The organism is Pseudomonas sp. LBUM1673 (assembly GCF_059695645.1).
On sequence record NZ_CP166780.1, the window covers coordinates 1,416,423 to 1,440,737 of the forward strand.

21 protein-coding genes are annotated in these 24,315 nt (G+C 59.6%); 12 read left to right on the forward strand and 9 right to left on the reverse strand.

Annotated elements, in window-relative coordinates; all coding sequences use genetic code 11:
• The first annotated feature begins 192 nt into the window (after positions 1 to 192).
• The 4 genes from ACA044_RS06345 to pcaC are packed head-to-tail and all read left to right on the forward strand — an operon-like array spanning position 193 to position 4,104.
• Positions 193 to 1,488 (forward strand): MFS family transporter, encoded by a 1,296-nt coding sequence (locus ACA044_RS06345; RefSeq protein WP_497445606.1) that lies wholly within the window; start codon positions 193 to 195, stop codon positions 1,486 to 1,488.
• 45 nt (positions 1,489 to 1,533) lie between these two features.
• Positions 1,534 to 2,898 (forward strand): 3-carboxy-cis,cis-muconate cycloisomerase, encoded by a 1,365-nt coding sequence (locus ACA044_RS06350; RefSeq protein ID WP_497445607.1) that lies wholly within the window; start codon positions 1,534 to 1,536, stop codon positions 2,896 to 2,898.
• An 11-nt stretch (positions 2,899 to 2,909) separates the two neighbouring features.
• Positions 2,910 to 3,701 carry a 3-oxoadipate enol-lactonase gene (gene pcaD, locus ACA044_RS06355; RefSeq protein ID WP_497445608.1) on the forward strand — a complete coding sequence of 264 codons (792 nt, stop codon included), beginning with the start codon at positions 2,910 to 2,912 and terminating at the stop codon, positions 3,699 to 3,701.
• Positions 3,702 to 3,711: 10 nt separating this feature from the next.
• Positions 3,712 to 4,104: a 4-carboxymuconolactone decarboxylase gene (pcaC, locus tag ACA044_RS06360; protein WP_017336845.1), complete on the forward strand. Its 393-nt coding sequence runs from the start codon at positions 3,712 to 3,714 to the stop codon at positions 4,102 to 4,104.
• A gap of 270 nt (positions 4,105 to 4,374) precedes the next feature.
• Here pcaC and ACA044_RS06365 read toward each other — a convergent pair whose 3' ends face one another.
• Positions 4,375 to 5,634 carry an OprD family porin gene (locus ACA044_RS06365; protein ID WP_497445609.1) on the reverse strand — a complete coding sequence of 420 codons (1,260 nt, stop codon included), beginning with the start codon at positions 5,632 to 5,634 and terminating at the stop codon, positions 4,375 to 4,377.
• Positions 5,635 to 6,253: 619 nt separating this feature from the next.
• Here ACA044_RS06365 and ACA044_RS06370 point away from each other — a divergent pair.
• From ACA044_RS06370 to ACA044_RS06385, 4 genes are all read left to right on the forward strand, one after another.
• The gene (locus ACA044_RS06370; protein WP_497445610.1) at positions 6,254 to 6,514 is read left to right on the forward strand and encodes an Os1348 family RiPP precursor; all 261 of its coding nucleotides are present in this window, start codon (positions 6,254 to 6,256) and stop codon (positions 6,512 to 6,514) included.
• A gap of 113 nt (positions 6,515 to 6,627) precedes the next feature.
• Positions 6,628 to 7,104 (forward strand): GNAT family N-acetyltransferase, encoded by a 477-nt coding sequence (locus ACA044_RS06375; RefSeq protein WP_497445611.1) that lies wholly within the window; start codon positions 6,628 to 6,630, stop codon positions 7,102 to 7,104.
• A gap of 16 nt (positions 7,105 to 7,120) precedes the next feature.
• Complete coding sequence (locus ACA044_RS06380) at positions 7,121 to 8,281, forward strand: aKG-HExxH-type peptide beta-hydroxylase (RefSeq protein ID WP_497445612.1); 1,161 nt, start codon at positions 7,121 to 7,123, stop codon at positions 8,279 to 8,281.
• Positions 8,282 to 8,296: 15 nt separating this feature from the next.
• Positions 8,297 to 10,315: a multinuclear nonheme iron-dependent oxidase gene (locus ACA044_RS06385; protein WP_497445613.1), complete on the forward strand. Its 2,019-nt coding sequence runs from the start codon at positions 8,297 to 8,299 to the stop codon at positions 10,313 to 10,315.
• 179 nt (positions 10,316 to 10,494) lie between these two features.
• Here the strand turns inward: ACA044_RS06385 and emhC are convergent, their stop codons facing one another.
• The 3 genes from emhC to emhA are packed head-to-tail and all read right to left on the reverse strand — an operon-like array spanning position 10,495 to position 16,277.
• Positions 10,495 to 11,955, reverse strand: a complete 1,461-nt coding sequence (emhC, locus tag ACA044_RS06390) for an efflux RND transporter outer membrane subunit EmhC (RefSeq protein ID WP_497445614.1) — start codon at positions 11,953 to 11,955, stop codon at positions 10,495 to 10,497.
• Positions 11,955 to 15,116: an efflux RND transporter permease subunit EmhB gene (emhB, locus tag ACA044_RS06395; protein WP_497445615.1), complete on the reverse strand. Its 3,162-nt coding sequence runs from the start codon at positions 15,114 to 15,116 to the stop codon at positions 11,955 to 11,957. Before emhB ends, emhC begins: the two co-directional genes overlap by 1 nt.
• 3 nt (positions 15,117 to 15,119) lie before the next feature.
• Positions 15,120 to 16,277 carry an efflux RND transporter periplasmic adaptor subunit EmhA gene (gene emhA, locus ACA044_RS06400; RefSeq protein ID WP_497445616.1) on the reverse strand — a complete coding sequence of 386 codons (1,158 nt, stop codon included), beginning with the start codon at positions 16,275 to 16,277 and terminating at the stop codon, positions 15,120 to 15,122.
• A 265-nt stretch (positions 16,278 to 16,542) separates the two neighbouring features.
• Between emhA and emhR the strand changes: the two genes are divergently transcribed.
• Positions 16,543 to 17,175 carry an efflux system transcriptional repressor EmhR gene (gene emhR / locus ACA044_RS06405; RefSeq protein WP_497445617.1) on the forward strand — a complete coding sequence of 211 codons (633 nt, stop codon included), beginning with the start codon at positions 16,543 to 16,545 and terminating at the stop codon, positions 17,173 to 17,175.
• Between the two features lie 163 nt (positions 17,176 to 17,338).
• Positions 17,339 to 18,223, forward strand: a complete 885-nt coding sequence (locus tag ACA044_RS06410) for a DMT family transporter (protein WP_497445618.1) — start codon at positions 17,339 to 17,341, stop codon at positions 18,221 to 18,223.
• A gap of 93 nt (positions 18,224 to 18,316) precedes the next feature.
• Here the strand turns inward: ACA044_RS06410 and ACA044_RS06415 are convergent, their stop codons facing one another.
• From ACA044_RS06415 to ACA044_RS06425, 3 genes are read right to left on the reverse strand one after another with little or no spacing between them, the layout of a single operon-like run.
• Positions 18,317 to 19,366 (reverse strand): alkene reductase, encoded by a 1,050-nt coding sequence (locus ACA044_RS06415; RefSeq protein WP_497445619.1) that lies wholly within the window; start codon positions 19,364 to 19,366, stop codon positions 18,317 to 18,319.
• Between the two features lie 21 nt (positions 19,367 to 19,387).
• On the reverse strand, positions 19,388 to 20,554 hold the full coding sequence (locus ACA044_RS06420; RefSeq protein WP_497445620.1) for an MFS transporter: 1,167 nt from the start codon (positions 20,552 to 20,554) through the stop codon (positions 19,388 to 19,390).
• A gap of 2 nt (positions 20,555 to 20,556) precedes the next feature.
• A complete protein-coding gene (locus ACA044_RS06425; RefSeq protein ID WP_030132713.1) occupies positions 20,557 to 20,877 on the reverse strand; it encodes an ArsR/SmtB family transcription factor in 321 nt (106 codons plus the stop codon).
• Between the two features lie 170 nt (positions 20,878 to 21,047).
• Here ACA044_RS06425 and ACA044_RS06430 point away from each other — a divergent pair, with 170 nt between their 5' ends.
• Complete coding sequence (locus ACA044_RS06430; protein ID WP_497445621.1) at positions 21,048 to 21,617, forward strand: acyl carrier protein phosphodiesterase; 570 nt, start codon at positions 21,048 to 21,050, stop codon at positions 21,615 to 21,617.
• 97 nt (positions 21,618 to 21,714) lie between these two features.
• On the opposite strand, the gene ACA044_RS06435 is transcribed toward ACA044_RS06430, so the two are convergent.
• Together ACA044_RS06435 and olsB are read right to left on the reverse strand one after the other, a co-directional pair.
• On the reverse strand, positions 21,715 to 22,509 hold the full coding sequence (locus ACA044_RS06435) for a lysophospholipid acyltransferase family protein (RefSeq protein ID WP_497445622.1): 795 nt from the start codon (positions 22,507 to 22,509) through the stop codon (positions 21,715 to 21,717).
• Complete coding sequence (olsB, locus tag ACA044_RS06440; protein ID WP_497445623.1) at positions 22,509 to 23,264, reverse strand: L-ornithine N(alpha)-acyltransferase; 756 nt, start codon at positions 23,262 to 23,264, stop codon at positions 22,509 to 22,511. The genes ACA044_RS06435 and olsB overlap by 1 nt, the downstream gene beginning before the upstream one ends.
• A gap of 154 nt (positions 23,265 to 23,418) precedes the next feature.
• On the opposite strand from olsB, the gene ACA044_RS06445 reads away from it, so the two are divergent.
• Entirely contained in the window at positions 23,419 to 24,300 is an 882-nt protein-coding gene (locus ACA044_RS06445; RefSeq protein ID WP_497445624.1) for an acyl-CoA dehydrogenase family protein, read from the forward strand.
• Positions 24,301 to 24,315: the final 15 nt, after the last annotated feature.

The following is a 24,315-nucleotide window of genomic DNA, read 5'->3' on the forward strand; positions in this document are numbered from 1 at the left end:
GGAGCTTTTTGTGGCGAGGGGGCTTGCCCCCGTTCGGCTGCGAAGCAGTCGTAAATCGGTTAGCGCGGTCTGCCTGACAGGCCGCGCCAACCGATTCAGGGCTTGCTTCGCAAGCCAACGGGGGCAAGCCCCCTCGCCACAATTGTTGCAAAGTGTGTCTAGACTCTCACGGTCCCCAAAAGAGTGAAAACGATGACAACCCTCACAGCGCTCTATACCGGTGAAGAACGCAGTAAAAGAATTTTTGCGATTGTCGGTGCCTCGTCCGGCAACCTGGTCGAGTGGTTCGACTTTTACGTCTACGCCTTCTGCGCGATCTATTTCGCCCCGGCGTTTTTCCCCTCCGATAACCCCACGGTGCAGCTTGTGAACACGGCGGGCGTCTTCGCTGCCGGGTTTCTGATGCGGCCCATCGGTGGCTGGATTTTCGGCCGTGTCGCGGATAAGCACGGGCGCAAGAACTCGATGATGATTTCGGTGTTGATGATGTGCTTCGGTTCGTTGCTCATCGCCTGCCTGCCGACCTACGACAGCATCGGCGTCTGGGCACCGATCCTGCTGCTGTTCGCGCGCTTGCTGCAGGGCTTGTCGGTGGGGGGCGAATACGGCACCACCGCGACCTACATGAGCGAAGTCGCTCTCAAGAGCCAGCGCGGGTTCTTCGCTTCGTTCCAGTACGTGACGCTGATTGGCGGGCAGTTGCTGGCGGTGTCGCTGGTGGTGATCCTGCAACAGTTGCTCAACGAGGATGAATTGCGTGCCTACGGCTGGCGGATTCCATTCGTGGTGGGCGCCGTGGCCGCGGTGATTTCGTTGTTCCTGCGTCGTTCGCTCAAGGAAACCAGCAGCAAGGCCATGCGCGAAGACAAGGACGCCGGCAGTGTCCTGGCGCTGTTCCGCGATCACAAGGCAGCTTTCATCACCGTGCTGGGCTACACCGCCGGCGGCTCGCTGATTTTCTACACATTCACCACGTACATGCAGAAGTACCTGGTGAATACCGCCGGCATGCACGCCAAGACCGCCAGCTACATCATGACCGGCGCGCTGTTCCTTTATATGTGCATGCAGCCGTTCTTCGGCATGCTGGCCGACAAGATCGGCCGGCGTAATTCGATGCTCTGGTTCGGCACCCTCGGTACGCTGTTCACGGTGCCGATTCTGCTGAGCCTGAAAAGCGTCACCAGTCCATTCCTGGCCTTTGTACTGATTACCCTGGCGCTGGCGATCGTGAGTTTCTACACCTCGATCAGCGGTCTGGTGAAAGCCGAAATGTTCCCGCCGCAAGTGCGCGCACTCGGTGTCGGCCTGGCGTATGCAGTGGCGAATGCAATCTTCGGCGGTTCGGCGGAGTATGTGGCGCTGAGCCTTAAAGCCGTGGGCATGGAAAACTCATTCTACTGGTACGTGACGGTGATGATGGCGATCGCATTCCTGTTCAGCCTGCGTCTGCCGAAACAGGCGAAGTATTTGCACCACGACCTTTGATCTTTACGCGGGGGCCTGACCGGCTCTCGCCTGCAAGGACTGTTTATGAACCAGCGACCGGGCAATCAATTGTTCGATGCCTACTTCACGGCACGCGACATGCGTGAGGTGTTCTGCGATCAGGGCCGGGTTCAGGCCATGCTTGATTTCGAAGCAGCACTGGCCCGGGCCGAGGCACGAGTTGGCCTGATTCCGCAGACGGCCGTCGCGTCTATCGACGCAGCGTGTCGGGCCGAGCATTACGACTTCACCGCCCTTGGCGAGGCGATTGCCACGGCAGGTAATTCGGCGATTCCATTGGTCAAGGCACTGGGCAAGCAGATCGCCAAGAGCGATGCCGAAGCCGAGCGCTACGTGCATCTGGGCGCGACCAGCCAGGATGTAATGGACACCGGCCTGGTGCTGCAACTGCGCCGCGCGCTGGAATTGATCGAAGCTGATCTGATGCAGCTGGGGGAAACCCTCGCGACCCAGGCCTGGCGTTACGTCGCCACGCCGTTGGCCGGGCGCACCTGGCTACAGCACGCGACGCCCGTCACCCTCGGCATGAAAATCGCCGGTTGGTTGGGGGCGGTGACGCGCAGCCGTCAGCGTCTGCTGGAACTCAAACCGCGCCTGCTGGTGCTGCAATTCGGTGGCGCCTCCGGCACCCTCGCAGCACTCGGCGAACAGGCGATGCCGATTGCCGAAGCCTTGGCCGCAGAACTGCAACTGACCTTGCCGGAACAACCCTGGCACACCCAGCGTGATCGTCTGGTGGAGTTCGGCGCAGTGCTTGGATTGATCGCCGGCAGCCTCGGCAAACTCGGCCGCGACATCAGCCTGTTGATGCAGACCGAAGCCGGCGAAGTGTTCGAACCTTCGGCACCGGGCAAGGGCGGTTCCTCGACCATGCCGCACAAACGCAACCCGGTGGGCGCCGCGGTGATGATCGGTGCGGCGACGCGGGTGCCGGGTTTGCTCTCGACCTTGTTCAGCGCGATGCCGCAGGAGCACGAACGCAGTCTGGGCCTGTGGCATGCCGAGTGGGAAACCCTGCCGGAGATCTGCTGTTTGGTGTCGGGTAGCCTGCAGCAAGCGCTGTTGGTGGCCGACGGGCTGGAAGTGGACGCGATGCGAATGACGCGCAACCTCGACCTGACCCAGGGCCTGGTGCTGGCCGAAGCCGTGAGCATCGTCCTGGCGCAACGGGTCGGTCGCGACACCGCGCACCATCTGCTGGAGCAATGCTGCAAGCGCGCAGTGGCCGAGCAACGTCATCTGCGCGCGGTACTCGGCGACGAGCCGCAGGTGACTGCCGAGCTGTCGGACGCTGAACTCGATCGTCTGCTGGATCCCGCCCATTACCTCGGTCAGGCCCACACCTGGGTCGAGCGAGCGGTGTCTGAACATTTTGCGTTGACTGCTTGAAGGAGACTGCTGTGGCATTCGTACAACTCGCCGAGGGCGAACTGCATTACCAACTCGATGGACCTGTCGGGGCGCCGGTGCTGGTGCTGTCCAACTCACTGGGCACCGACCTGCATATGTGGGACGCGCAGATCCCGGCGTTCACCGAGCACTTTCGCGTGCTGCGTTTTGACACCCGTGGTCACGGCCAATCGTTGGTGACACCGGGGCCGTACAGCATCGAGCAATTGGGCCGCGACGTGCTGGCGCTGTTGGATGCCTTGCACATCGAACGCGCGCATTTCTGTGGTCTGTCCATGGGCGGGTTGATCGGCCAGTGGCTGGGGATCAATGCCAGTCAGCGATTGAACAAACTGATCGTGTGCAACACCGCGGCGAAAATCGGCGATCCATCAGTGTGGAATCCACGGATCGAAACCGTGCTGCGTGACGGCGCGGCGGCGATGGTTGCCCTGCGCGATGCGTCGATTGCGCGTTGGTTTACCCCGGATTTTTCTGAAGCCAATCCGGCGGCGGCGAAACAGATTACCGACATGCTAGCGGCCACCTCGCCTGAAGGTTACGCGGCCAACTGCGCGGCAGTGCGCGATGCCGACTTCCGCGATCAGTTGTCCTCGATCAAGCTGCCACTGCTGGTGATCGCCGGCACCGAAGACGCGGTGACGCCACCGTCCGGCGGGCATTTCATTCAGGAACATGTGCAGGGCGCCGAGTACGCCGAGTTCTACGCCGCGCACCTGTCCAACGTCCAGGCCGGCGCTGCGTTCAGCGATCGAGTACTGGCGTTTTTGTCAGCTCATTGAGGGGATTGTTGTGGACGAGAAACAACGTTACGACGAGGGCTTGAACGTCCGTCGCGCGGTACTTGGCGACGCCCATGTCGACCGCAGCCTGAACGCGCTGACCGAGTTCAACTCAGAGTTCCAGGAGATGATCACCCGTCACGCCTGGGGCGACATCTGGACCCGCCCGGGCCTGCCGCGCCACACCCGCAGCCTGATCACCCTCGCCATGCTGATCGGCATGAACCGCAACGAAGAACTCAAACTGCACCTGCGCGCCGCCGCCAACAACGGCGTGACCCGTGGCGAGATCAAGGAAGTGATCATGCAGAGCGCGATCTACTGCGGCATCCCGGCGGCCAATGCGACGTTCCACCTGGCCGAGTCGGTGTGGGATGAGTTGGGGGTTGAATCGCGGGAGTGATCCGCGAAAGTTGTGTTGCCTGAGCTGACGCCTTCGCGGGCAAGCCTCGCTCCTACAGTTGTGCGGTGTGACGCTAATTTTGTGTTCACCGAAGATCCCTGTGGGAGCCGGGCTTGCCCGCGATGACGGCCGTACATTCAATATTGATGCGGCTGAAAGATTGCCATCGCGAGCAGGCTCGCTCCCACAGGTGTGCGGCGTGAACGCTGATTTTGTGTTCACCGAACATCCCTGTGGGCGCGAGCCTGCTCGCGATGGCGGTAGTGAGGTTTACAACAAACTGATCGGATAGCTGACGATCAACCGGTTCTCATCGAACTCGTTGTTGCTGAAGTCCCGGCGGATGGTGGAGTTGCGCCATTTGACGTTGAGGTTTTTCAGCGTGCCGCTCTGCACCGTATAGCCCAGTTCGCTTTCACGGCCCCATTCCTTGCCGTCGCTGGTGGTTGCGGTGTGGACGTTGTCGCCGCTGATGTAGCGGTTCATCAGGGTCAGGCCCGGCACGCCAAGGGCGGCGAAGTTGTAGTCGTGGCGCAGTTGCCAGGATTTTTCCTTCGCGTTGTCATAGCTGGCGTTGTAGCTGTCGTTGGCCAAGGTGCCGCCGCTGGTGCCGTTGACCCGCATCCAGGCACTGTCGCCGGTAAGCTTTTGCAAGCCGACATAGAAGGTATTACCGCCGTACTTGGCGGAGAACAGGCCCGACCAGGTCTTGTTGTCCAGCTCGCCAGCCCGGGCGCTGCCGTCATCCTTGCCATAAAAGAACCCGAGGTTGGCGCCCAGCGTCCAGTCGCCCAGTGGTTGGGTGTGGATCAGGTTGACGTATTGCTGGTTGTAGATGTCCTTGAGTTCAGCGTTCCACAGGCCGATCTGAGTGCGCTTGTCGTTGAAGGCATATTCGCCGCCCTGGAAGTTGAAGCGGTCTGAGGTGAACGCCGTTTTACCGGTCATCGACATGTCGCTCATGCTGCTGTCATCGCGCGGGCTGTTGGCGCGGAACTGGCCGCCGTAGAGCGTCAGGCCGTCGATTTCCTTTGAGGTGATCTGGCCGCCACGGAAGGTTTGCGGCAGCGAGCGCCCGTCGTCCGAACGCAGGATCGGCAGCACAGGCATCCATTCGCCGACCTTCACTTCGGTCTGGGACAGCTTGGCCTTGAACGCCACGTTGGTGCGACCGAAGTTGTTCGCCGGGCGACCATCGTGATCCAGCGGCAGCAACTGCGTACCGCCGGTGCCTTTGCCGCCGTCGAGCTTGACCGAATACAACCCCAGCACATCCATGCCGAACCCGACGGTGCCCTGGGTGAACCCGGACTTGGCGTCGAGGATGAAGCTTTGTGTCCACTCTTCAGCCTTGCCTTGGCTCTTGGTCGGGTTGGTGAAGTTACGGTTGATGTAGAAGTTGCGCAGGTTCAGGTTGACCTTGGCGCCTTCGACAAAGCCGGATTCTTCGGCCATGGCGGGCAGGGCCGCACCGGCCAGTGCGATGGCGATCAGGCTGGGAAAGAAATACTGCGGGGTGGAGGGAGTCATGGGCTCGGGTCTCTCTAATTATCAGGAATGACGCAGTACGCAGCCGCAACCAGAGGTCGCAGACAAAAAATCGAATTCGGATAAACGAGCGGACAAGCTCAGCCGGAGCGGGTAGGGCGTGTAGTCATGGTGTCGGACCTGTTGTTGTTGGTTTTTGCAGGTGCGGCAATGGTGCGAGGGATCGGTGAGGGGATTCAATCGGGGAAAATGGGATTTTGGGCGATTAACGAACACTAATCGACGCCTGCCGGGTCACGGTCAGAATTAGGCATTCTTAATTAAATCCCATAGTTATCCGGGAGAATAATGGGGGGCAGGATTTGTGTTCTGTTAATGACGCTTTGTTCATTTATGTTGAAGTTAGATGGGAGTGCTTAATACTTTGGTGGTAAGAAGTTTCCCACGGCTCTTTCTGTTATTAAAGGCATATGGATAATCGCCAGTTAAACTTAATGATTGGTGTTGTCGGTTATCGTGAAAAGATTTAAAGGGAGTCGTTGATGTGGCTGGAAAAGAAAGGAGGCCTTGCTATATTCAAAATCCTCAGGGCGGGCAAAGGAAATCTTGTGCATCGTCAGGAGTACATTTTTGTCATGCCGAAATAACAAGGAGAAACACCATGGCCACAAGAGCTGTTAATCAGGAGCGTCTTGCTTCGGTTGTAGGTCGCGCCCTTATCGATAAGGAATTCGCTGCACAACTGCATGCAGATGCCGAGGCGGCTGCAAAAGGAATTGGCGTGCATTTAACTGCTGCGGAACTCACAGCTGTAAAGAACATTGATACTGTAAAGCTGGGAAGTGCCGGCGCGGGTATTCGCGACAAACTGGGTAATGCTGCGATTTTCGATCAGCAGAATGTACAAGCGCAAATGGATTAAACACCGGTGATGCCGTTTGGCGTCCCACGGAAAGCCGGTCGATTTCCGAGGTACGTCAAATGGCTCGATTCAATGCCATGACGCAACGTGGTCGAGCAAGGAGTGAATGACCCATGCCTGTCACCTTGGCTCCAATGGACAATGCAGACTTCGTGACTTTTACCGAAAGAGCCGTTGCCGAGTATGGCCAGGGCATGGTCGCCTCAGGTGAATGGGGCGAGGAAGAGGCATTGCAAAAGTCCAGGAATGTCTTCGAGCAGTTGTTGCCGCAAGGGCGACTGTCTGAAAACAATCAACTTTGGGTGATCAAGGACGAAAATCGACATCTTGGTGAACTGTGGATCGCTCAACGACACGCCGGTATCCGGCCGATTGCCTTTATTCTGGATATATACATTGAGCCCGGCGAGCGCCATCAGGGGTATGCCAGACAATCAATGCTGGCCGCCGAATCGTGGGCGCGCCAGGCCGGGTGCGAAGAAGTGCGCTTGCATGTCTTTGGTCGCAACAATGCTGCTCGTCGTCTTTATGAACAACTCGGTTATGGCGTCGCCAGTCTGACGATGGCGAAGCCGTTGCTGTCAGCCTAAAGGGATGGTTTGAAAAATGGATATCGGGAACTGTGGGCAACGTGAGCTATCCGTCGACGATTTATTTCAGGGCACGACCTTTCTCCCTGATACGGAGTCTTCACGATTTGAAGTATTGCTGGAGCGTGTCAGTCGAAATCGCTATACGACCTTTACTGTGCTGTATGCTGAACTTTTCAAACTGTTTCCCGACTCGCCGCACTTGGCGGGCTTTTTTGAACACGCCGTGAACCTTATAGTGCTCCCGTCTCAGGAACAACATCTGATTATTAATGATCCGGTGTTTCAAGTGTGGCATGGGCTGACCTTTCGTTATACCAATCTGGTGTTGACCAAAAAGTCTGAAGAGACGGCCGCGTTGGAGAAAATGCTGATCGAGTTCCCCGAAGTGCTGGCTCGTATAAAATCAAAGGACAAACCCCGTGTAATTCATGATTGCCCACCGGTGTATCGATTCGATGTCGATCCGCTCATCGCGATGGCGACCCCACCCAGTTATGAGTTTCCGGAAGATGAAGCGGCCCGTAAACAACTGGAGCGTAGTGGCCACCCTGTGCGTTTCTTTAGCGATGTCGTGAACATTGCTTTGTTGCGAATAGAGCACACCTGGCCGGCCTGCCATGAGCGGTTTAAAAAACTGGTCAAGTCTATTTGTTATTTGCCCGATGGTTCATTTCGAAGTTGTTCGGCTTCCCGTTACACCGGGGTCATCCTGTTGTCGAGCCGGGACAATTCGATACTCGATCTGGAAGAATCCCTGGTGCATGAGGCCACTCATCAACTGCTCTACTACATTGTCGAAATGTGCCCGGTCATCGACGAAGACGCCTCGCGGGAAGCGTCGTTCACCCTGCCTTGGTCGGGGCAGAAGCGTGATTTGTATGGCTATTTTCACGCGTTTTACGTGTATATCGCGTTGGTCAAATACCTGGAGCGGGTCCGCTTGCGTTCGTCCCATGAACTGCAGCAAGCGCAAAACCGTCTGGCGTTCATCATGCGGGGTTTGACCCGGGCCTTGCCGGAACTGGAAGCCAGTGGCGATTTCACGCCTCAGGGACGCCAGCTTCTGGAAAGCCTGGCCAAAGAAGTCAGAGCACTGGAGAGCAAGCACGCCGGGCTGTTGGCGCAGACGGCGTCGGCGACTGTGCCTGAACGCGCGTTGGGTGCGACTGCTTAAGCCTGGGAGGCGATCATGGCGATGTTTGATGCTTCGCAATTTCCCGAGGCAGGGGTGGGGCTGGAGTACCACTTGCCGCGACGCGGTGCTCAGGATGACAGGTCGCAGGAAGGGCTTGATCCAACCGTCGAACGGATTCTCACTGAAGGTCTGCCGCACTTCGACTACGTCGAATTTCAGCCGACTCATTGCATCCTGGAACCACGCTTGCTCGACGTCGGCGCTCAAACACCGAGCTTGCTGCATTCGTCCAGTTTGTCCCTGGGCAGCGTGGGTATCGCGATGGATCGCGAGTTTCTGCACATGACACGGCGACTGTGCGACAAAACCCGCTCGCCGTGGTTGGCCGAGCATATTTCCTGGTCGCGTTTCCACGGTGGCGACACTCAGCACTTTATTTTGCCGACGCTGGCCCAGGAGGTGGCTGACACGGTGGTGGCCAATGCGATTGAATTGCGCGAACTCACGGCAACGCTGCTGGTGCTTGAAAACGCGCCGCGGTTGTTTTCGTTGCGCGACGCACAAGAGCAGTCCGAAGGCGAGTTCATCTGCAGTGTGGTGGAGCGCAGCGGCTCGGGCTTTCTGTTGGATCTCGACAGCGCGATCGCAACCGCCAGAACCCAGGGTTACGACCTGAACGAGTATTTGCGTTCGTTGCCGCTGGACCGGCTGATTGAAATTCACACCGGCCATCCGCGGCGGGATTGGGACATCTTGCGTGATTTGTTTGCATCATCCCCGGTGAAAGCCATCACCCTTGAGTGGGATATTTCCCGCAAAACCAATGACGCGGAACTGTTGACGTTGATCAAGGCCATCAAGTCCTTGAAACCCAAGGCGCTGTTCTGGCAGGGGTGCGATAGACAGGGCGATAAACAGGGTGCGCAACAGACGTCAGCGGAGGGCGCGCAGACCCTGTTGAAACTCAAGGAGAGCGCCTGGCTCAGCATCGGCCCGACGTCGTTTTTTATCCGGGATCGGCAGCAGGACCTGAGCCTGGAGTTTGGCGTGACGTTTCTGCCGTTACTGCGCCACTTCCTGAGCCCGCAGACGCTGGAGAGTGCCTTGTTGCTGCCGGGTGTTTTGCAAAGTCCTGCGCAGGACGACAACCTGGCGTTCCTGAGGACGCTGGTCAGCCACGGCGTTTTGCTGCCCGTCGCGAATCAATCGCCTGACGAGGCTAAACATTCGCTCGACCTTTGGGACCACTGGGACGCGGCGCTGGAGTTTTACCTGAGTACCCGGACCGGCTCGCACACGCCCTACATCAGCGTTGTCGAGCTGGAAACGGAGCTTGAGCAAAAGGCCTCGATGCAACGCCAACCGTCGACGTTCAAGGACTATTGGTCCCATCCGTTCATTGCCCTGGAAAACCCGCTACTGACTTCCTGCGCGATCGCTCAGCCGACGTTGCTGGACTCGCTGTGCAATCGCCGCACGTCGCGAACCTTCAGTGACCAGCCGTTGAGTTCGGCACAGCTGTCTCTGTTGCTCTACTACACCTGGGGCGCGACAGTCATGGAGCCGAACCGCATGGGAGACTACTTCCTGAAGAAAACCTCGCCGGCCGGCGGTTCGCTGCAGGGCACGGAGGTGTATGCGGTGCTGATGAATGTGCAAGGTGTCGAGCGGGGTCTTTATCACTATTCGGTACGCCGTCACGGGCTTGAGTTGCTTTCCCAGGAGGATCCGCGGGCCTGGATCAGCGAGGCCTGTGGCGGGCAGCCGTGGATCAAGGACGCGGCGGCGGTGTTCGTTTCCACGGCGCGGGTCGAGCGGATGGCCTGGAAATACGAATTCAGCCGCGCACTGCGGGTGGCGCTGATGGATGCCGGGCATCTGAGTCAGACCTTTTCACTGCTGGCCACCGCCCTGGACCTGGGCTGTTTCACCACGGCGGCATTACGCGACGAAATGTTCGAAAACCGGCTAGGACTCGATTATCTGGAGGAGCCGGTGTTTCTGGTCAATGGTGTTGGGGGGGATTACGAACGCGCTGCCTTTTTTACGGCCAACAAAAAGCCCACCATTTAGTCGATGCCAGTCAGTCAGGCGCGGACCCTGTGGGAGCGGGCTTGCTCGCGAAGACGGCGGCACAGTCAACATTGATGTCGCCTGATACACCGCTTTCGCGAGCAAGCCCGCTCCCACAGGTTTCGCGCCTTACCTGACGGGCATTACACCGCTGGGTGGGCTTCGTGTTTACAGCGCTATCAGAACAACTTCATCTTCGGCGCTTCTTCTTTCAACGGCTCGTTCTTCGCCGTCTGTTCATTCCAGCCACCACCCAGCGCTTTGTACAGATTGACCGCGCTGGTCAGCTGCGCCAGACGGTCGGTGATCAGGGCCTGTTGGGCACTGAACAGCTGACGCTGGGCATCGAGGAAGGTCAGGTTACTGTCGACACCGATACGGTAACGACGCTCGGCCAGACGGTAGTAGTCCTGGTTGGCGCTGACGAAATCACGCTGCGCCTGCAACTGCTCGGTGTAGGTCTGGCGTGCGGCCAGGCCATCGGCGACTTCCTGGAAGGCCGTTTGAATGGACTTCTCGTAGTTCGCCACGCCGATGTCTTTCTGGATCTTGGAGTAATCCAGGCTGGCGCGCAGGCTGCCGGCGTTGAAGATCGGCAGGTTGATCTGCGGCTGGAACAACCAGGTGCCCGAACCACCCTTGAACAGACCGGACAGGTCTGGGCTCAGGGAGCCGGCATTGGCGGTCAGGCTGATGCTCGGGAAGAACGCGGCACGCGCCGCGCCGATGTTGGCGTTGGCAGCTTTGAGGTTGTACTCGGCCTGAAGAATGTCCGGACGACGTTGCAGCAAGTCCGACGGCAGGCCGGCCGGTACTTCGCTCAGCAGGTCGTCCGACAGTGGCTTGGCCGCTTGCAGATTGGCCGGGATACCGGTGCCGAGCAGCAACACCAGGCTGTTTTCGTCCTGAGCGACCTGACGGGTGTATTTGGCCTGTTGCGCGCGGGCGTTTTCCACCGAGGTACGCGACTGGGCCAGATCCAGCGCCGAGGCTACACCCACTTCATTGCTGCGCGAGGTGAGTTTGAAGCTCTCCTCGTAGGCACCGAGGGTTTCCTGGGTCAGTTTCAGCAGTTCCTTGTCGGCCTGCCAGGTCAGGTAGGCATTGGCCACACTGGCCACCAGGCTGATCTGCGTGCTGCGGCGCGCTTCTTCAGTGGCGAAGTACTTCTGCAGGGCTTCTTCGCTCAGGCTGCGCACCCGGCCGAACAGGTCGAGTTCATAAGCGCTGATGCCGACGGTGGCCGAGTAGGAGCTGGTGATGCCGGCTTCACCGGTTTGCGAGGCCCGTGCCGGAACCCGCTGACGGCTGCCGCTGCCGGTGGCCGAAACCGCCGGGAACAGATCGGCGCGCTGGATGCGGTATTGAGCCGCATAAGCGTCGATGTTCAGCGCCGCGACGCGCAGGTCACGGTTGTTCTCCAATGCGGTCTGGATCAGCTGTTGCAGCGCAGGGTCGTGGAAAAACTGCTTCCAGCCCTGTTCGGCGGCGGCCTGGTTAGGCGCCTGGGCCGGCGAATACGCCGGGCCTTGCGGGTATTGGCCCGCCACCGGTGCTTCAGGCTGCTGATAATCGGGTATCAGCGAGCAGCCGCTCAGCACGAAGGCGGCGACTGCGATGGAGAGTAGCGACTTGCTCATTAGCCAGCCTCTTTAGAAGGTTCAATTGCGTCATCCTGGTCAGCAATTTTGCGCTGGCCCATGGCGGACACGGTGACGAAAAACAGCGGGACCCAGAAGATCGCCAACACAGTGGCAGTGATCATACCGCCAATCACCCCGGTACCGATCGCATGCTGGCTACCCGAACCTGCGCCCGTGGAAATGGCCAGTGGTACCACGCCGAGCACGAACGCGAGCGAGGTCATGATGATCGGTCGCAAACGCATCCGGCAGGCCTCGATCGCTGCATCGCGCAGGCTACGTCCTTGCTCATGCAGTTCCTTGGCGAATTCGACGATCAGAATGGCGTTTTTTGCCGCCAGACCGATGGTGGTCAACAGCCCCACCTGGAAGTACACGTCGTTGGACAGGCCGCGCAGGCTGGTCGCCATCAGCGCACCGATGATCCCCAGCGGCACCACCAGCATGACCGCGATCGGGATCGACCAGCTTTCATACAACGCCGCCAGACACAGGAACACCATCAGCAGCGACAGGGCGTACAGCGCTGGCGCTTGTGAGCCGGACAGACGTTCCTCGTACGACAGGCCGGTCCAGGAAATACCGACACCGGCCGGTAGTTTCTTGGCCAGGGCTTCGACTTCGGCCATGGCTTCACCGGTGGAATAGCCTGGCGCCGGGGCACCGAGGATTTCCATCGCTTCTACGCCGTTGTAACGCGACAGCTTCGGCGCACCGTAAATCCACTCACCCTTGGCGAAGGCCGAGAACGGAACCATGGTGCCGGCGCTGTTGCGCACGTACCACTTCTTGACGTCTTCAGGGCTCATGCGCGCACCCGGCTGGCCTTGTACGTAAACCTTCTTCACCCGACCGCGGTCGATGAAGTCGTTCACATAGCTACTGCCCAGGGCAATCGACAGGGTGTTGTTGATGTCGGTGAGGGTCACGCCCAAGGCGCTGGCCTTCTCATCGTCGATTTCCAGTTGGTATTGCGGCTCATCGTTCAGACCGTTGGGACGGACTTGCGACAAGACCTTGCTTTGCGCCGCCATGCCGAGGAACTGGTTGCGTGCCTCCATCAGCTTCTCGTGACCGATACCGGCGCGGTCCTGCAGGAACACGTCGAAACCGGTGGCGTTACCCAGTTCCAGTACCGCTGGTGGCGCGAACGCGAACACCATGGCGTCACGGAAGGTGAAGAAGTGCTGCTGGGCACGGGCCGCGAGTTTGAACACGCTGTTGTCAGCGTTACGTTCGTCCCACGGTTTGAGCATGATGAACGCCATGCCCGAACTCTGACCACGGCCGGCGAAGTTGAAGCCGGTCACGGTAAACACCGAGGCCACCGCATCGCCTTCGCCGCCATCCTTGCTTGGACGCAGCAGGTACTCGCGCATTTCGTCCACGACCACTTGCGTGCGCTGGGAGCTGGAACCGGCCGGGGTCTGCACCTGAGCAAACAGTACGCCCTGGTCTTCTTCCGGCAGGAACGCCGTTGGAATACGGGTGAACAGCCAGATCATGCCGATCACGATGATCAGGTACGCCAGCAGATACGGAGCCTTGTGCGCGAGCATGTTGCCCACGCCGCGCTCGTAGCTTTTGACGCCACGGTCGAAGCTGCGGTTGAACCAGCCGAAGAAGCCGCGTTTCGGCGTGCCGTGCTCGCCCTTCGGAATGGCCTTGAGCATGGTGGCGCAGAGCGCTGGGGTGAAGATCAACGCAACCATCACCGACAAGGCCATGGCCGAAACGATGGTGATCGAGAATTGCTTGTAGATCACGCCGGTGGAGCCACTGAAGAACGCCATCGGCAGCAGTACCGCCGAAAGAACCAGGGCAATACCGACCAGTGCACCCTGGATCTGCCCCATGGATTTCTTGGTGGCCTCCTTGGGTGACAGGCCTTCTTCGCTCATGACCCGTTCGACGTTTTCCACGACGACGATGGCATCGTCCACCAGCAAGCCGATGGCCAACACCATACCGAACATGGTCAGGGTGTTGATGCTGAAGCCGAACGCCGCGAGGATCCCGAACGTACCCAGCAATACCACCGGCACGGTCATCGTGGTGATGACGGTGGCGCGGAAGTTCTGCAGGAACAGGAACATCACCAGGAACACCAGTACGATCGCTTCGACCAGGGTTTCAACCACACCCTTGATCGACTCGGTCACCACCGGGGTGGTGTCGTATGGGAACACCACTTCCATCCCTTCCGGGAAGAACGGTTTCAGGTCTTCGATGGTTTTGCGCAGGGCCTTGGCGGTATCGAGGGCGTTGGCACCGTTGGCCAGTTTCACCGCCAGACCGGAGGCCGGGCTGCCATTGAACTGGGCGCTGACCGAGTAGTTTTCACCGCCCAGGCCGACTTCCGCGACGTCGCCGACACGCACTTGCGAGCCGTCCTTGTTGACCTTCAGCAGGATCGCCTTGAACTGCTCGGCGGTTTGCAGACGGGTCTTGCCGATGATCGTAGCGTTCAGTTGCTGGCCGGGCAGGGCAGGCAAGCCGCCGAGTTGACCGGACGATACCTGGACGTTCTGCGCCGCGATGGCGGTTTTCACGTCCACCGGGGTCAGGTTGAAGTTGTTCAACTTGGCCGGGTCGAGCCAGATCCGCATCGCGTACTGGGCACCGAAGACCTGGAAGTCACCGACACCGGCGGTGCGCGAGATCGGGTCCTGCATGTTCGACACGATGTAGTTGGACAGGTCGTCCTTGGTCATGCTGCCGTCGCGCGACACCACGCCGATGACCATCAGGAAGTTCTTCACGGACTTGGTTACACGGATACCCTGTTGCTGCACTTCTTGCGGCAGCAGCGGGGTGGCCAGGTTCAGTTTGTTCTGGACCTGAACCTGCGCGGTATCGGAACTGGTGCCCTGCTCGAAAGTCGCGGTAATGGTCATGCTGCCGTCGGAGTTACTTTCCGACGAGACATAACGCAGGTTGTCGATACCGTTGAGCTGTTGCTCGATCACCTGCACCACGGTGTCCTGCACGGTTTGTGCGGATGCGCCAGGGTAGGTCACAGAGATAGCGATCGCCGGAGGCGCAATGCTCGGGTATTGGTTGATCGGCAGTTTGAGAATCGATAGAGCCCCGACCAGCATGATCACCAGGGCAATCACCCAGGCGAAAATCGGACGGTCGATAAAAAATTTCGACATGGTTTACTCCCCTTTGCCGCCGACAGCTGTATTAGCTGCCTGTGCGGGGGCCGGGCTCTTTGCGCCAACGTTAGTTGCTTCAGTGGCCTTGACTTCAACGCCAGGTCTGACGAACTGCAACCCTTCGGTAATCACGCGATCGCCTGCCTTCAGACCGTCTTCAATCAGCCATTGGCTGCCGACGGTACGGCTGGCCTTGAGCTGACGCAGTTCGACCTTGTTGTCCGGACCGACGACCAGTGCGGTCGGGCTGCCTTTGAGGTCACGGGTCACGCCTTGTTGCGGAGCCAGAATCGCCGCGCTGTTCACGCCGGCCTGCAGCTGGGCGTGAACGAACATGCCCGGCAACAGGGTGTGGTCAGGGTTGGGGAACACGGCGCGCAGGGTCACGGAACCGGTGGTCTGGTCAACCGAGACTTCGGAGAACTCAAGCTTGCCGTCCAGCTTGTACTGGCTGCCATCTTCCAGGGTCAGCTTGACTGCGGCGGCGTTGTCGCCCGCTTTTTGCAGACGACCGCTTTCCAGTTCGCGGCGCAGCTCAAGCAGCTCCACCGAAGACTGGGTGACGTCGACGTATATCGGGTCCAGTTGCTGAATGACTGCCATGGCGTCGGTCTGGCCGCTGCTGACCAGCGCGCCTTCGGTCACCGAAGAACGGCCGATGCGACCGGAGATCGGTGCATAAACCTTGGTGTAGCGCACGTTGATCTGGGCGCTCTGCAGGGACGCCTCCGATTGCAGGCGGTTGGCCAGCGCCGTGTCGTATTCCTGACGGCTGACGGCCTGTTCGTCGACCAGTTGCTTGTAGCGATCCGAAATCGATTTGGTCGAACGCAGATTGGCTTCGGCGCTTTTCAGGGTCGCATCATAGACCGCAGGGTCGATCTGATAGAGCTGCTGGCCGGCCTTGACGTCGCCGCCTTCCTTGAACTGTCGTTTGAGAATGATGCCGTTGACCTGTGGGCGAACTTCGGCGATGCGGAACGCACTGGTGCGCCCTGGAAGTTCGGACGTCAGGGTGAAGGCTTGAGGTTGCAGGGTTACGACGCCGACCTGAGGGGTGGGTGCGGCGGGTGCCGCCTCTTCCTTTTTACATCCGCTGAGCAGCGATGCCAGGGCGACGGCAGTAACCAGAGCGGTAACAGCTGGCTTGAATTGCATGAAGATCCTCGGGTCAGGCGCGCACATTGCGCACAAGAAATGTGGAAGGGTAAAAAATTTCTACCGGGTGGATAAGTAGCTTGCTAAGGAATATACTTACATTCATGGTTGTTTGTAAAGGCCTTGGCGGCGTACCCGCACCGTTACAAAAGCCGTTCAAAGGTTTGAATTGTAGGCCTGATGAGACGCCCAAGAGCGCTCGCCCCACTTTTATTCAGCTGATATTCAGACATCGCTGAAGCACCCTGATTGAGGTTGTACTGCCATGGTCCGTCGTACCAAAGAGGAAGCTCAAGAAACCCGAAGCCAGATACTCGAAGCGGCAGAAAAAGCCTTTTTTGAGCGGGGTGTGGCACGCACGACGCTGGCGGATATCGCTACCCTGGCCGGCGTGACTCGCGGGGCCATCTACTGGCATTTCAGTAACAAGGCGGATCTGGTGCAGGCGATGCTCGATACCTTGCATGAGCCGCTGAATGAAATGGCCAAGGCCAGTGAAAGCGAAGATGAACTCGATCCGCTGGGCTGCATGCGCAAGCTGCTGATTCATTTGTTTCATCAAGTTGCCCTGGACCCGAAAACCCGACGCATCAACGAGATTCTGTTTCATAAGTGCGAATTCACCGATGAAATGTGCGACCTGCGCCAGCAGCGCCGAATGGCCAGCCTCGATTGCAATGTACGAATCGCTCTGGCCCTGAGTAATGCGGTGAATCGGGGGCAGTTGCCGGAAAACCTCGACACCTCCCGCGCGGCCATCAGCCTGCATGCTTACATCGATGGCATCCTGTATCAGTGGCTATTGGCGCCCGACAGTTTTCAACTGCACGCCGAAGCCGAGCGTTGGGTCGATACAGGGTTGGATATGCTGCGCTTGAGTCCCAATCTGCGCAAATGAAACAAAATGCGTAATTGGATCCATTTGTGTCAATGCCGGGAACGGGACAAATGTCCCTGTTTCGCTCGCCTTTCTGTGATGGGGTGCTTTTATATACGTACGCTCGCCAGGTTGACAGGTAGCGAGCTACGTATTTTGTAGGAGTTTTGTGTCGAGTGTGTGAATGAGTGTGAACAACCCGGGCTACAAGGGCGCCGAGCAGCCGATCAAGGGCATCGCATTGATTTGCCTGGCGGTGTTGTTGTTCGCCAGCCACGACACGTTGTCCAAGTACCTGTCCGGCTTCTACCCGATTGTGATGGTGGTTTGGGCACGCTACGTGGTGCACACATTGTTGATGTTGGTGATTTTCGTACCACGCAGTGGTTTTTCAGCGGTGGTGCGTACCAAGCGTCCCGGACTGCAATTATTGCGTGCGCTTTGCCTGATCGGCACCAGCCTGTTCTTCACCACGGGTCTGCGTTACATCCCCTTGGCCGAAGCCACGGCCGTGAACTTCCTTGCACCTTTATTAGTCACGGCACTGTCCGTGCCGTTGCTGCGTGAGCGGGTGACGCGTAACCAGTGGCTAGCGGTGCTGGGTGGGTTTGTCGGCGTGTTGATCGTTGTGCGGCCTGGCGGCGCGCTGTTCACCCCGGCCATTTTGCTGCCACTGTGCTCGGCATTGTGTTTTGGCTTTTATCAATTGCTCACCCGCATGCTCAGCGGTATCGACAGCCCGACCACCAGCAATTTCCTGACTGGCATTCTCAACAGCCTGATCATGAGTGCGCTGTTACCGTTCTTCTGGAATACGCCGACGCTGCTGCACGGCCTGTTCATGATCGGCCTGGGCACTTGCGGCATGCTCGGGCACATGCTGCTGACCCAGGCCTTCCGGCACGCCGCGCCGGCGATGCTGGCACCGTTCAGTTATGGGCAGATTCTGTTTGCCGGGATGTACGGGTATTTGATCTTTGACCATACCCCGGACAGTTTCGGTGTGATCGGGATTGCGGTGATTTGCCTCAGTGGCCTGGCGGTCGCCTGGGGACAGCGCAAGCGCTGACAAGATTGCAGCCTTCGGACGATTCTTTGATCTTCCATACGCAAAAGCCCCGGCTCTTTCGAGTCGGGGCTTTTGCATTCCAACAGCGGACGCTTACAACGCCGGATAGTCGATGTAGCCAACCGGGCCCTTGCCGTAGAACAGTTCCGGGCGCGCCTCATTCAACGGTGCATCGGCCTTCAAGCGTGCCGGCAAGTCAGGGTTGGCAATGAACGGTACACCGAACGCCACCGCGTCAGCCTTGCCGCTGGCCAGCCACGCGTTGGCGCTGTCCTTGGTGAAGCGTTCGTTGGCGATGTACGGGCCGCCGAAGGCTTCTTTCAGTTGTGGACCGAGGCTGTCGCCGTCTTCTCTCTCGCGGGAGCAGATGAAGGCGATGCCACGCTTGCCCAGTTCGCGAGCGACGTAGGTGAACGTCTCGGACAGGTTATCGTCGCCCATGTCATGGAGATCGGCACGGGGTGACAGGTGCACACCCACGCGGCCCGCGCCCCAGATTTCGATGGCGGCATCGGTCACTTCCAGCAACAGGCGCGCACGGTTTTCCAGGGAGCCACCATAGTTGTCGGTGCGCTGGTTGGTGCTGCTTTGCAGGAATTGGTCGAGCAGGTAACCGTTGGCACCGTGGATTTCCACACCGTCGAAACCGGCGGCCTTGGCGTTCTCGGCACCGACGCGGTAAGCGTCGATAATGTCGGCGATTTCAGCGGTTTCCAGGGCGCGGGGGGTTGGGAAGTCGGCCAATGGACGAACCAGGCTGACATGGCCCTTAGGCTGTATGGCACTCGGAGCGACCGGTACTTCGCCGTTCAGGTAGGACGGGTGGGAAATCCGGCCCACGTGCCACAGTTGCAGGAAGATTTTGCCGCCCGCGCCGTGGATCGCTTTGGTCACGTTGCTCCAGCCGCGTACCTGGTCGTTGGACCAGATGCCGGGAGTGTCGGGGTAGCCCACGCCTATCGGCGTGACCGAAGTCGCTTCGCTGAGGATCAGGCCGGCAGAGGCGCGCTGCACGTAGTACTCGGCCATCAACGCGTTCGGCACACGGCCTTCGTCGGCGCGGCATCGGGTCAGCGGTGCCATGATGATGCGGTTGGCCAACTCGAGGTCGCCCAGTTTGATGGGATCGAAAATAGTCGTCATGAAATAGTTCTCTTTTGGCGATCAGTTAGTAGCAGGGGCCAGCTCGGCATCGCCGCTCTGACGGAAAGTAATCAGGGTCACCAACAGAGCGAGTACCGCCAGTGCGGCTGCCGCGAGCGGCACACGGGTCAAGCCGAAGCCGTGGGCGATGACGCTGCCGCCGACCCAGGCACCGAGCGCGTTGCCGATGTTGAAAGCGCCGATGTTCAGGGTCGACACCAGGTTCGGTGCGGCCTTGCCATAGGTCACCACGTTGACTTGCAGGGCGGGTACGGCGGCAAAGCACGCAGTGGCCCAGAGGAACAGGGTGATTTCGGTCGGAATCACGGCAATGCTGGTCCAGGTCAGTACGGTGGAGACCACCGCCATGGTGATGAACACACCGATCAGCGTTGCAGCCATGCTTTTGTCCGCCAGCTTGCCGCCGATGATGTTGCCGACCGTCAGGCCCAGACCGATGAGCATCAGGGTCCAGGTCACCCCGCGCGGCGAGACACCGGTGACCTCGCCCAACAGAGGTGCGACATAGGTGAACAAGGTGAAGACCGAGGCGGCGAACAATGCGGTCATGCTCAACGACAGCCAAATGCCGGCGCCTTTGAGGGCGCGCAGTTCGGCGCGCATGTCGAGCTTTTCTTCATCGCGCTTGGCCGGCAGGAAGCGGATCAGGCCGATCAGCGCAATCACACCGATCACGGTCACCGCCCAGAAGGTCGAACGCCAGCCGGCTTCCTGACCGAGCGCGGTGCCCAGCGGCACGCCGAGGACGTTGGCCAGGGTCAGGCCGGTGAACATCAAGGCCACTGCCGATGCACGTTTGTTGGCCGGCACCAGGCCTGCCGCCACCACCGAGCCGATGCCGAAGAAGGCGCCGTGGCACAGGGCGGTGACCACACGGGCAAACATCAAGACGTTGTAGTCACTGGCCAGGGCGCAGAGCAGATTGCCGATGATGAAAATGCCCATCAACGCTACCAAAGCGGCCTTGCGCGGCAGTCTGGCGGTGGCCAGCGCCATGAACGGGGCACCGATGGCCACGCCCAGGGCGTAACCGGTCACCAGCCAGCCGGCGCCGGGGATCGACACACCAAGATCGGCCGCCACTTCGGGCAGCAAGCCCATGATGACGAACTCGGTGGTGCCGATGGCGAAGGCGCTCAAGGCCAGAATGAGTAGCGAGAGGGGCATTGTCAGTTCCTTGTCGGAGCGCTGAGCTCCTTGACGATGGCGTCGAGGAACGCCTGAATCACGTCCTCGTTGCGTTTGAAGAAGTGCCATTGACCGGCTTTCTGGCTGCTGATCAGTCCCGCCCGTTGCAAGGTCGCCAAGTGAGCGGACACGGTCGACTGCGACAGGCCGCAGCGTTGATCGATCTGTCCGGCGCAAATGCCGTACTCGTGGTTGTGGAGCTGTTCCGGGAATTGGACCTTGGGGTCTTTCAGCCAGATGAGAATGTCTCGGCGTACTGGGTGTGCCAGCGCTTTTATTATTTCGTCGAGGTCGATGGTCATGGTTGGGGCTCGTGATGAGTAAAACGCTATATCGCGATGAGGCGAACTTTAAATCGGTACTTCGCGATATACCAATATGATTTTGGTCTGATGACCGCATAAATCGGTATATCGGGTTATAACGATACGATGTTTGTAAAGATAAGTATTGGCGGTGCTAAGCTGCGCCCATGAACTATCTCGCACATCTGCACCTCGGTGGCCAGCGCCCCGGTCAAATGCTCGGCAGTCTGTACGGCGATTTCGTCAAAGGACGGCTGCAAGGGCAGTTCGATCCGGAGATCGAGACGGCCATTCAGTTGCATCGCAGCATCGACGTGTTTACCGATCGCCATCCGCTGGTGGACATCGCCTTGTCGCGGTTTTCCATCACGCGCAGGCGTTACGCCGGAATCGTGCTCGATGTGTTTTTCGACCACTGCCTGGCGCGGGACTGGGAGTTGTATGCCGACCGTCCGCTGGCGCTGTTCACTTCGGACGTTTACCGGGTGCTGTTGGCCGAGCAACAGTTGCCGGAGCGCCTGGCGAAGATTGCGCCGCACATGGTGGCCAATGACTGGTTGGGTGCTTATCGGGAATTCGAAGTGCTTGAACAGGTACTGCGGGGGATTTCGCGCCGGTTGACCCGGCCGGAGGAGTTGGCGGAGGCGATGCAGGAGTTGCGACGGTTGTATGAACCGTTGAGCGAGGATTTCCGGTTGTTCTATCCGCAGCTTCAGGATTTCGTCCAAAACCGCTGACACAAATCCTGTAGGAGCGAGGCTTGCCCGCGAAGAACGATAACGCGGTGTCTCAGGTACACCGCGGCGTTCCCTTCGCGGGCCTCGCTCCTACAGATTACGCGGCGATCAGTTCGCCGGCACGCCGTGGCTCGGCAGGTTTCGCGACTTCACCAAACAACGCCCTCTGCACCGCCTGCTGCGCCTCGAACGCCAGCGCTGCACGCTCCCGGTCCTGGCACTCAATCGGTTTGAGCAGATGAATTTCCACCTCCCCCCGATCATTGGCGAACAAGCGCATCAGGTGCGACAGCAAATCATCATCGCCAATGAACGGTGCCAGGGTATCGAGCTCGCCATCGCGTAGATAACGAATCGCCACCGGTTGCAGCGCCACGTCGGAATCGATCGCCGCTGACAGCAAACGACCATGAAACGTGCGCAGCGAGCGGCCATCGGTGGTCGTGCCTTCGGGGAACATCAGCAGCGGATGTTCCTGCTCCAGATGACGGGTCATCTGCTTGCGGATCAACTGACTGTCGCCCGAACCACGGCGGATGAACAGGCTGCCCGCCTTGGCTGCCAACCAGCCCGCCACCGGCCAGGTGCGCACTTCGGCCTTGGACAGGAACGACAGCGGCGTGAGCATGCCCAGCAGCGGAATGTCGGTCCAGGACACGTGATTGCTGACCCAGAGCATTGGTTGCTTGGGCAGCTCACCCAGCACAGTCACGCGAAAGGGCAGGGCATTGCTCAGCCGTGCCATAAAAAACCTCGACCAGCGCTGGCGACGGACCATCGAGTGGGCAATCCCCAATCGCTCGAACAACCCGAACACACCGGCCATGCTTAAGCCCAGCGCTACCACCAAAAGCACTCGCGCAATTCGCGCGTACACCCGCAAGCGGCTCATTACACAGCCGCCTTGAAGTGCTTGGCGTAACGTGGGCAGAGCTCGTCGCGCTTGAGCAGGATGAACACGTCGGCCACCTGGAAATCCTCGTCCCAGCACGGCTCGCCACAGATTTTCGCGCCCAGGCGCATATAGGCCTTGAGCAGCGGCGGCATTTCGGCGATGACGTTGGACGGAATATCCAGCGTCGGCAATGGCTTCTTCGGTTCGGCCCGCAGGTGTTCGGTGCACAGGTAGCGTTCGCGCAGGCGCTGCATGATCGCGTGGGCCTGAATGCCGCCGTCCTGCATCGGAATGCTCGCGCAACCCATCAAGTAGCTGTAGCCGCCCTGGTTCAGCACTTCGGCCAGTTCACCCCAGAGCACGGCGATGGTGCCGCCGTTGCGGTAGGCCGGGTCGACGCAGGTGCGACCGATTTCCAGGATCGGGCCTTTCAGATGGACCAGGCCATGCAGGCTGAATTCTTCTTCGCTGTAGAACTTGCCCAGGCTGCTGGCCGCTGTGTGGTCGAGCAATCGGGTGGTGGCCACCAGGCGCCCGGTGTTCAAGTCACGCACACCGATGTGGGAGCAGTGAACATCATAGTCATCCATGTCCAGACCCTGCTCCGCGCCTTTGAGCCTGGCGTTGAATTCGCCGCTGAACACGTTGAAGCGCAAGGCCTGGGCTTGCTGCAAGGCCTCGGCGCCCACCAGGCGTTCGGCTTGCAGGCGGCGTTCATTGCCGGTGTCGCTGATGCGGGCGATCTGAGTCATTGTGAATCTCCGTACGGGCTGGCCACCCGTCTTGGGTTGCAGCCGATCGACTTTCTTTATGCAGCCGTGTTGTGCAAAGTCAGGCTATGTAGCCCCGGTGTCATCACCATGAAGCTTTGGTGATGCTTATATGACAGCCTTTGAGGAGCCTCTTATGCCTTGGCAAACCCTGTTGAACCGCCGCGATCGCCTGCCCGCCAACCCGGACCTGGGTGAGGGGTTTGCGACCTTGTTGCAACAGTTGGGGGCGGTTACGCCGTTCGAACTGGCGGTGGTCGGTGGACGGCTGATGGCGACACCGGGGCTGGCGTTTCTGGTGGGTTATCAAGCGGCGTTGCGCATGCTCTGGCCGAGCGCGTCGCCGAGCCTCGGCGCGTTGTGTGCGACCGAACAACGCAGCTTGCGGGTGGCGGACATGCAGACCCGGCTGCGGGATTTGCGCCTGAGCGGGCGCAAGGATTTCGTCACCGCCGGCGATGCCGCCGACTGGCTATTGGTCGCCGCTCGCAGTGAAGAGCCTGGCGACGCCCCGCGCCTGAGTCTGGTGGTGGTGTATCCCGATGAACCCGGCGTGCGACTGGAGAAACTCGCCCCGATGCCGCTGATGCCGGACATTGGCCACGGCCGGTTGTTTCTCGACAACGCCCTGTGCGAATTGCTGGCGGGGGATGGTTGGGATGCTTACGTCAAACCGTTCCGCACTCTGGAAGACATCTATGTACTGAGCGCCATGACCGCTTGGCTGTTCGGCGTCGGTCAGGACAACGACTGGCCGCAGACCTTGCAGCTGCGTTTGCTGGCGCTGCTGGCCGGGTGCGCGGAAGTCAGCCGTCAGGCGCCGAATAATCCGGCCGGGCATGTGTTGCTGGGCGGGTTGTTTGCGCAGTTCGATGGGCTCAAGGCTGAAGTGAATCAGGCCCTGGCCGATGGCCCGCCGCAATGGGCGGCGATGTGGCAGCGCGATCAGACTGTGATGGATTTGGCGGCAGGGGCGCGGGGCAAGCGATTGGCCAAGGCGTTGACGGGATTGTCGTAAGGTTGGAGGGACCCT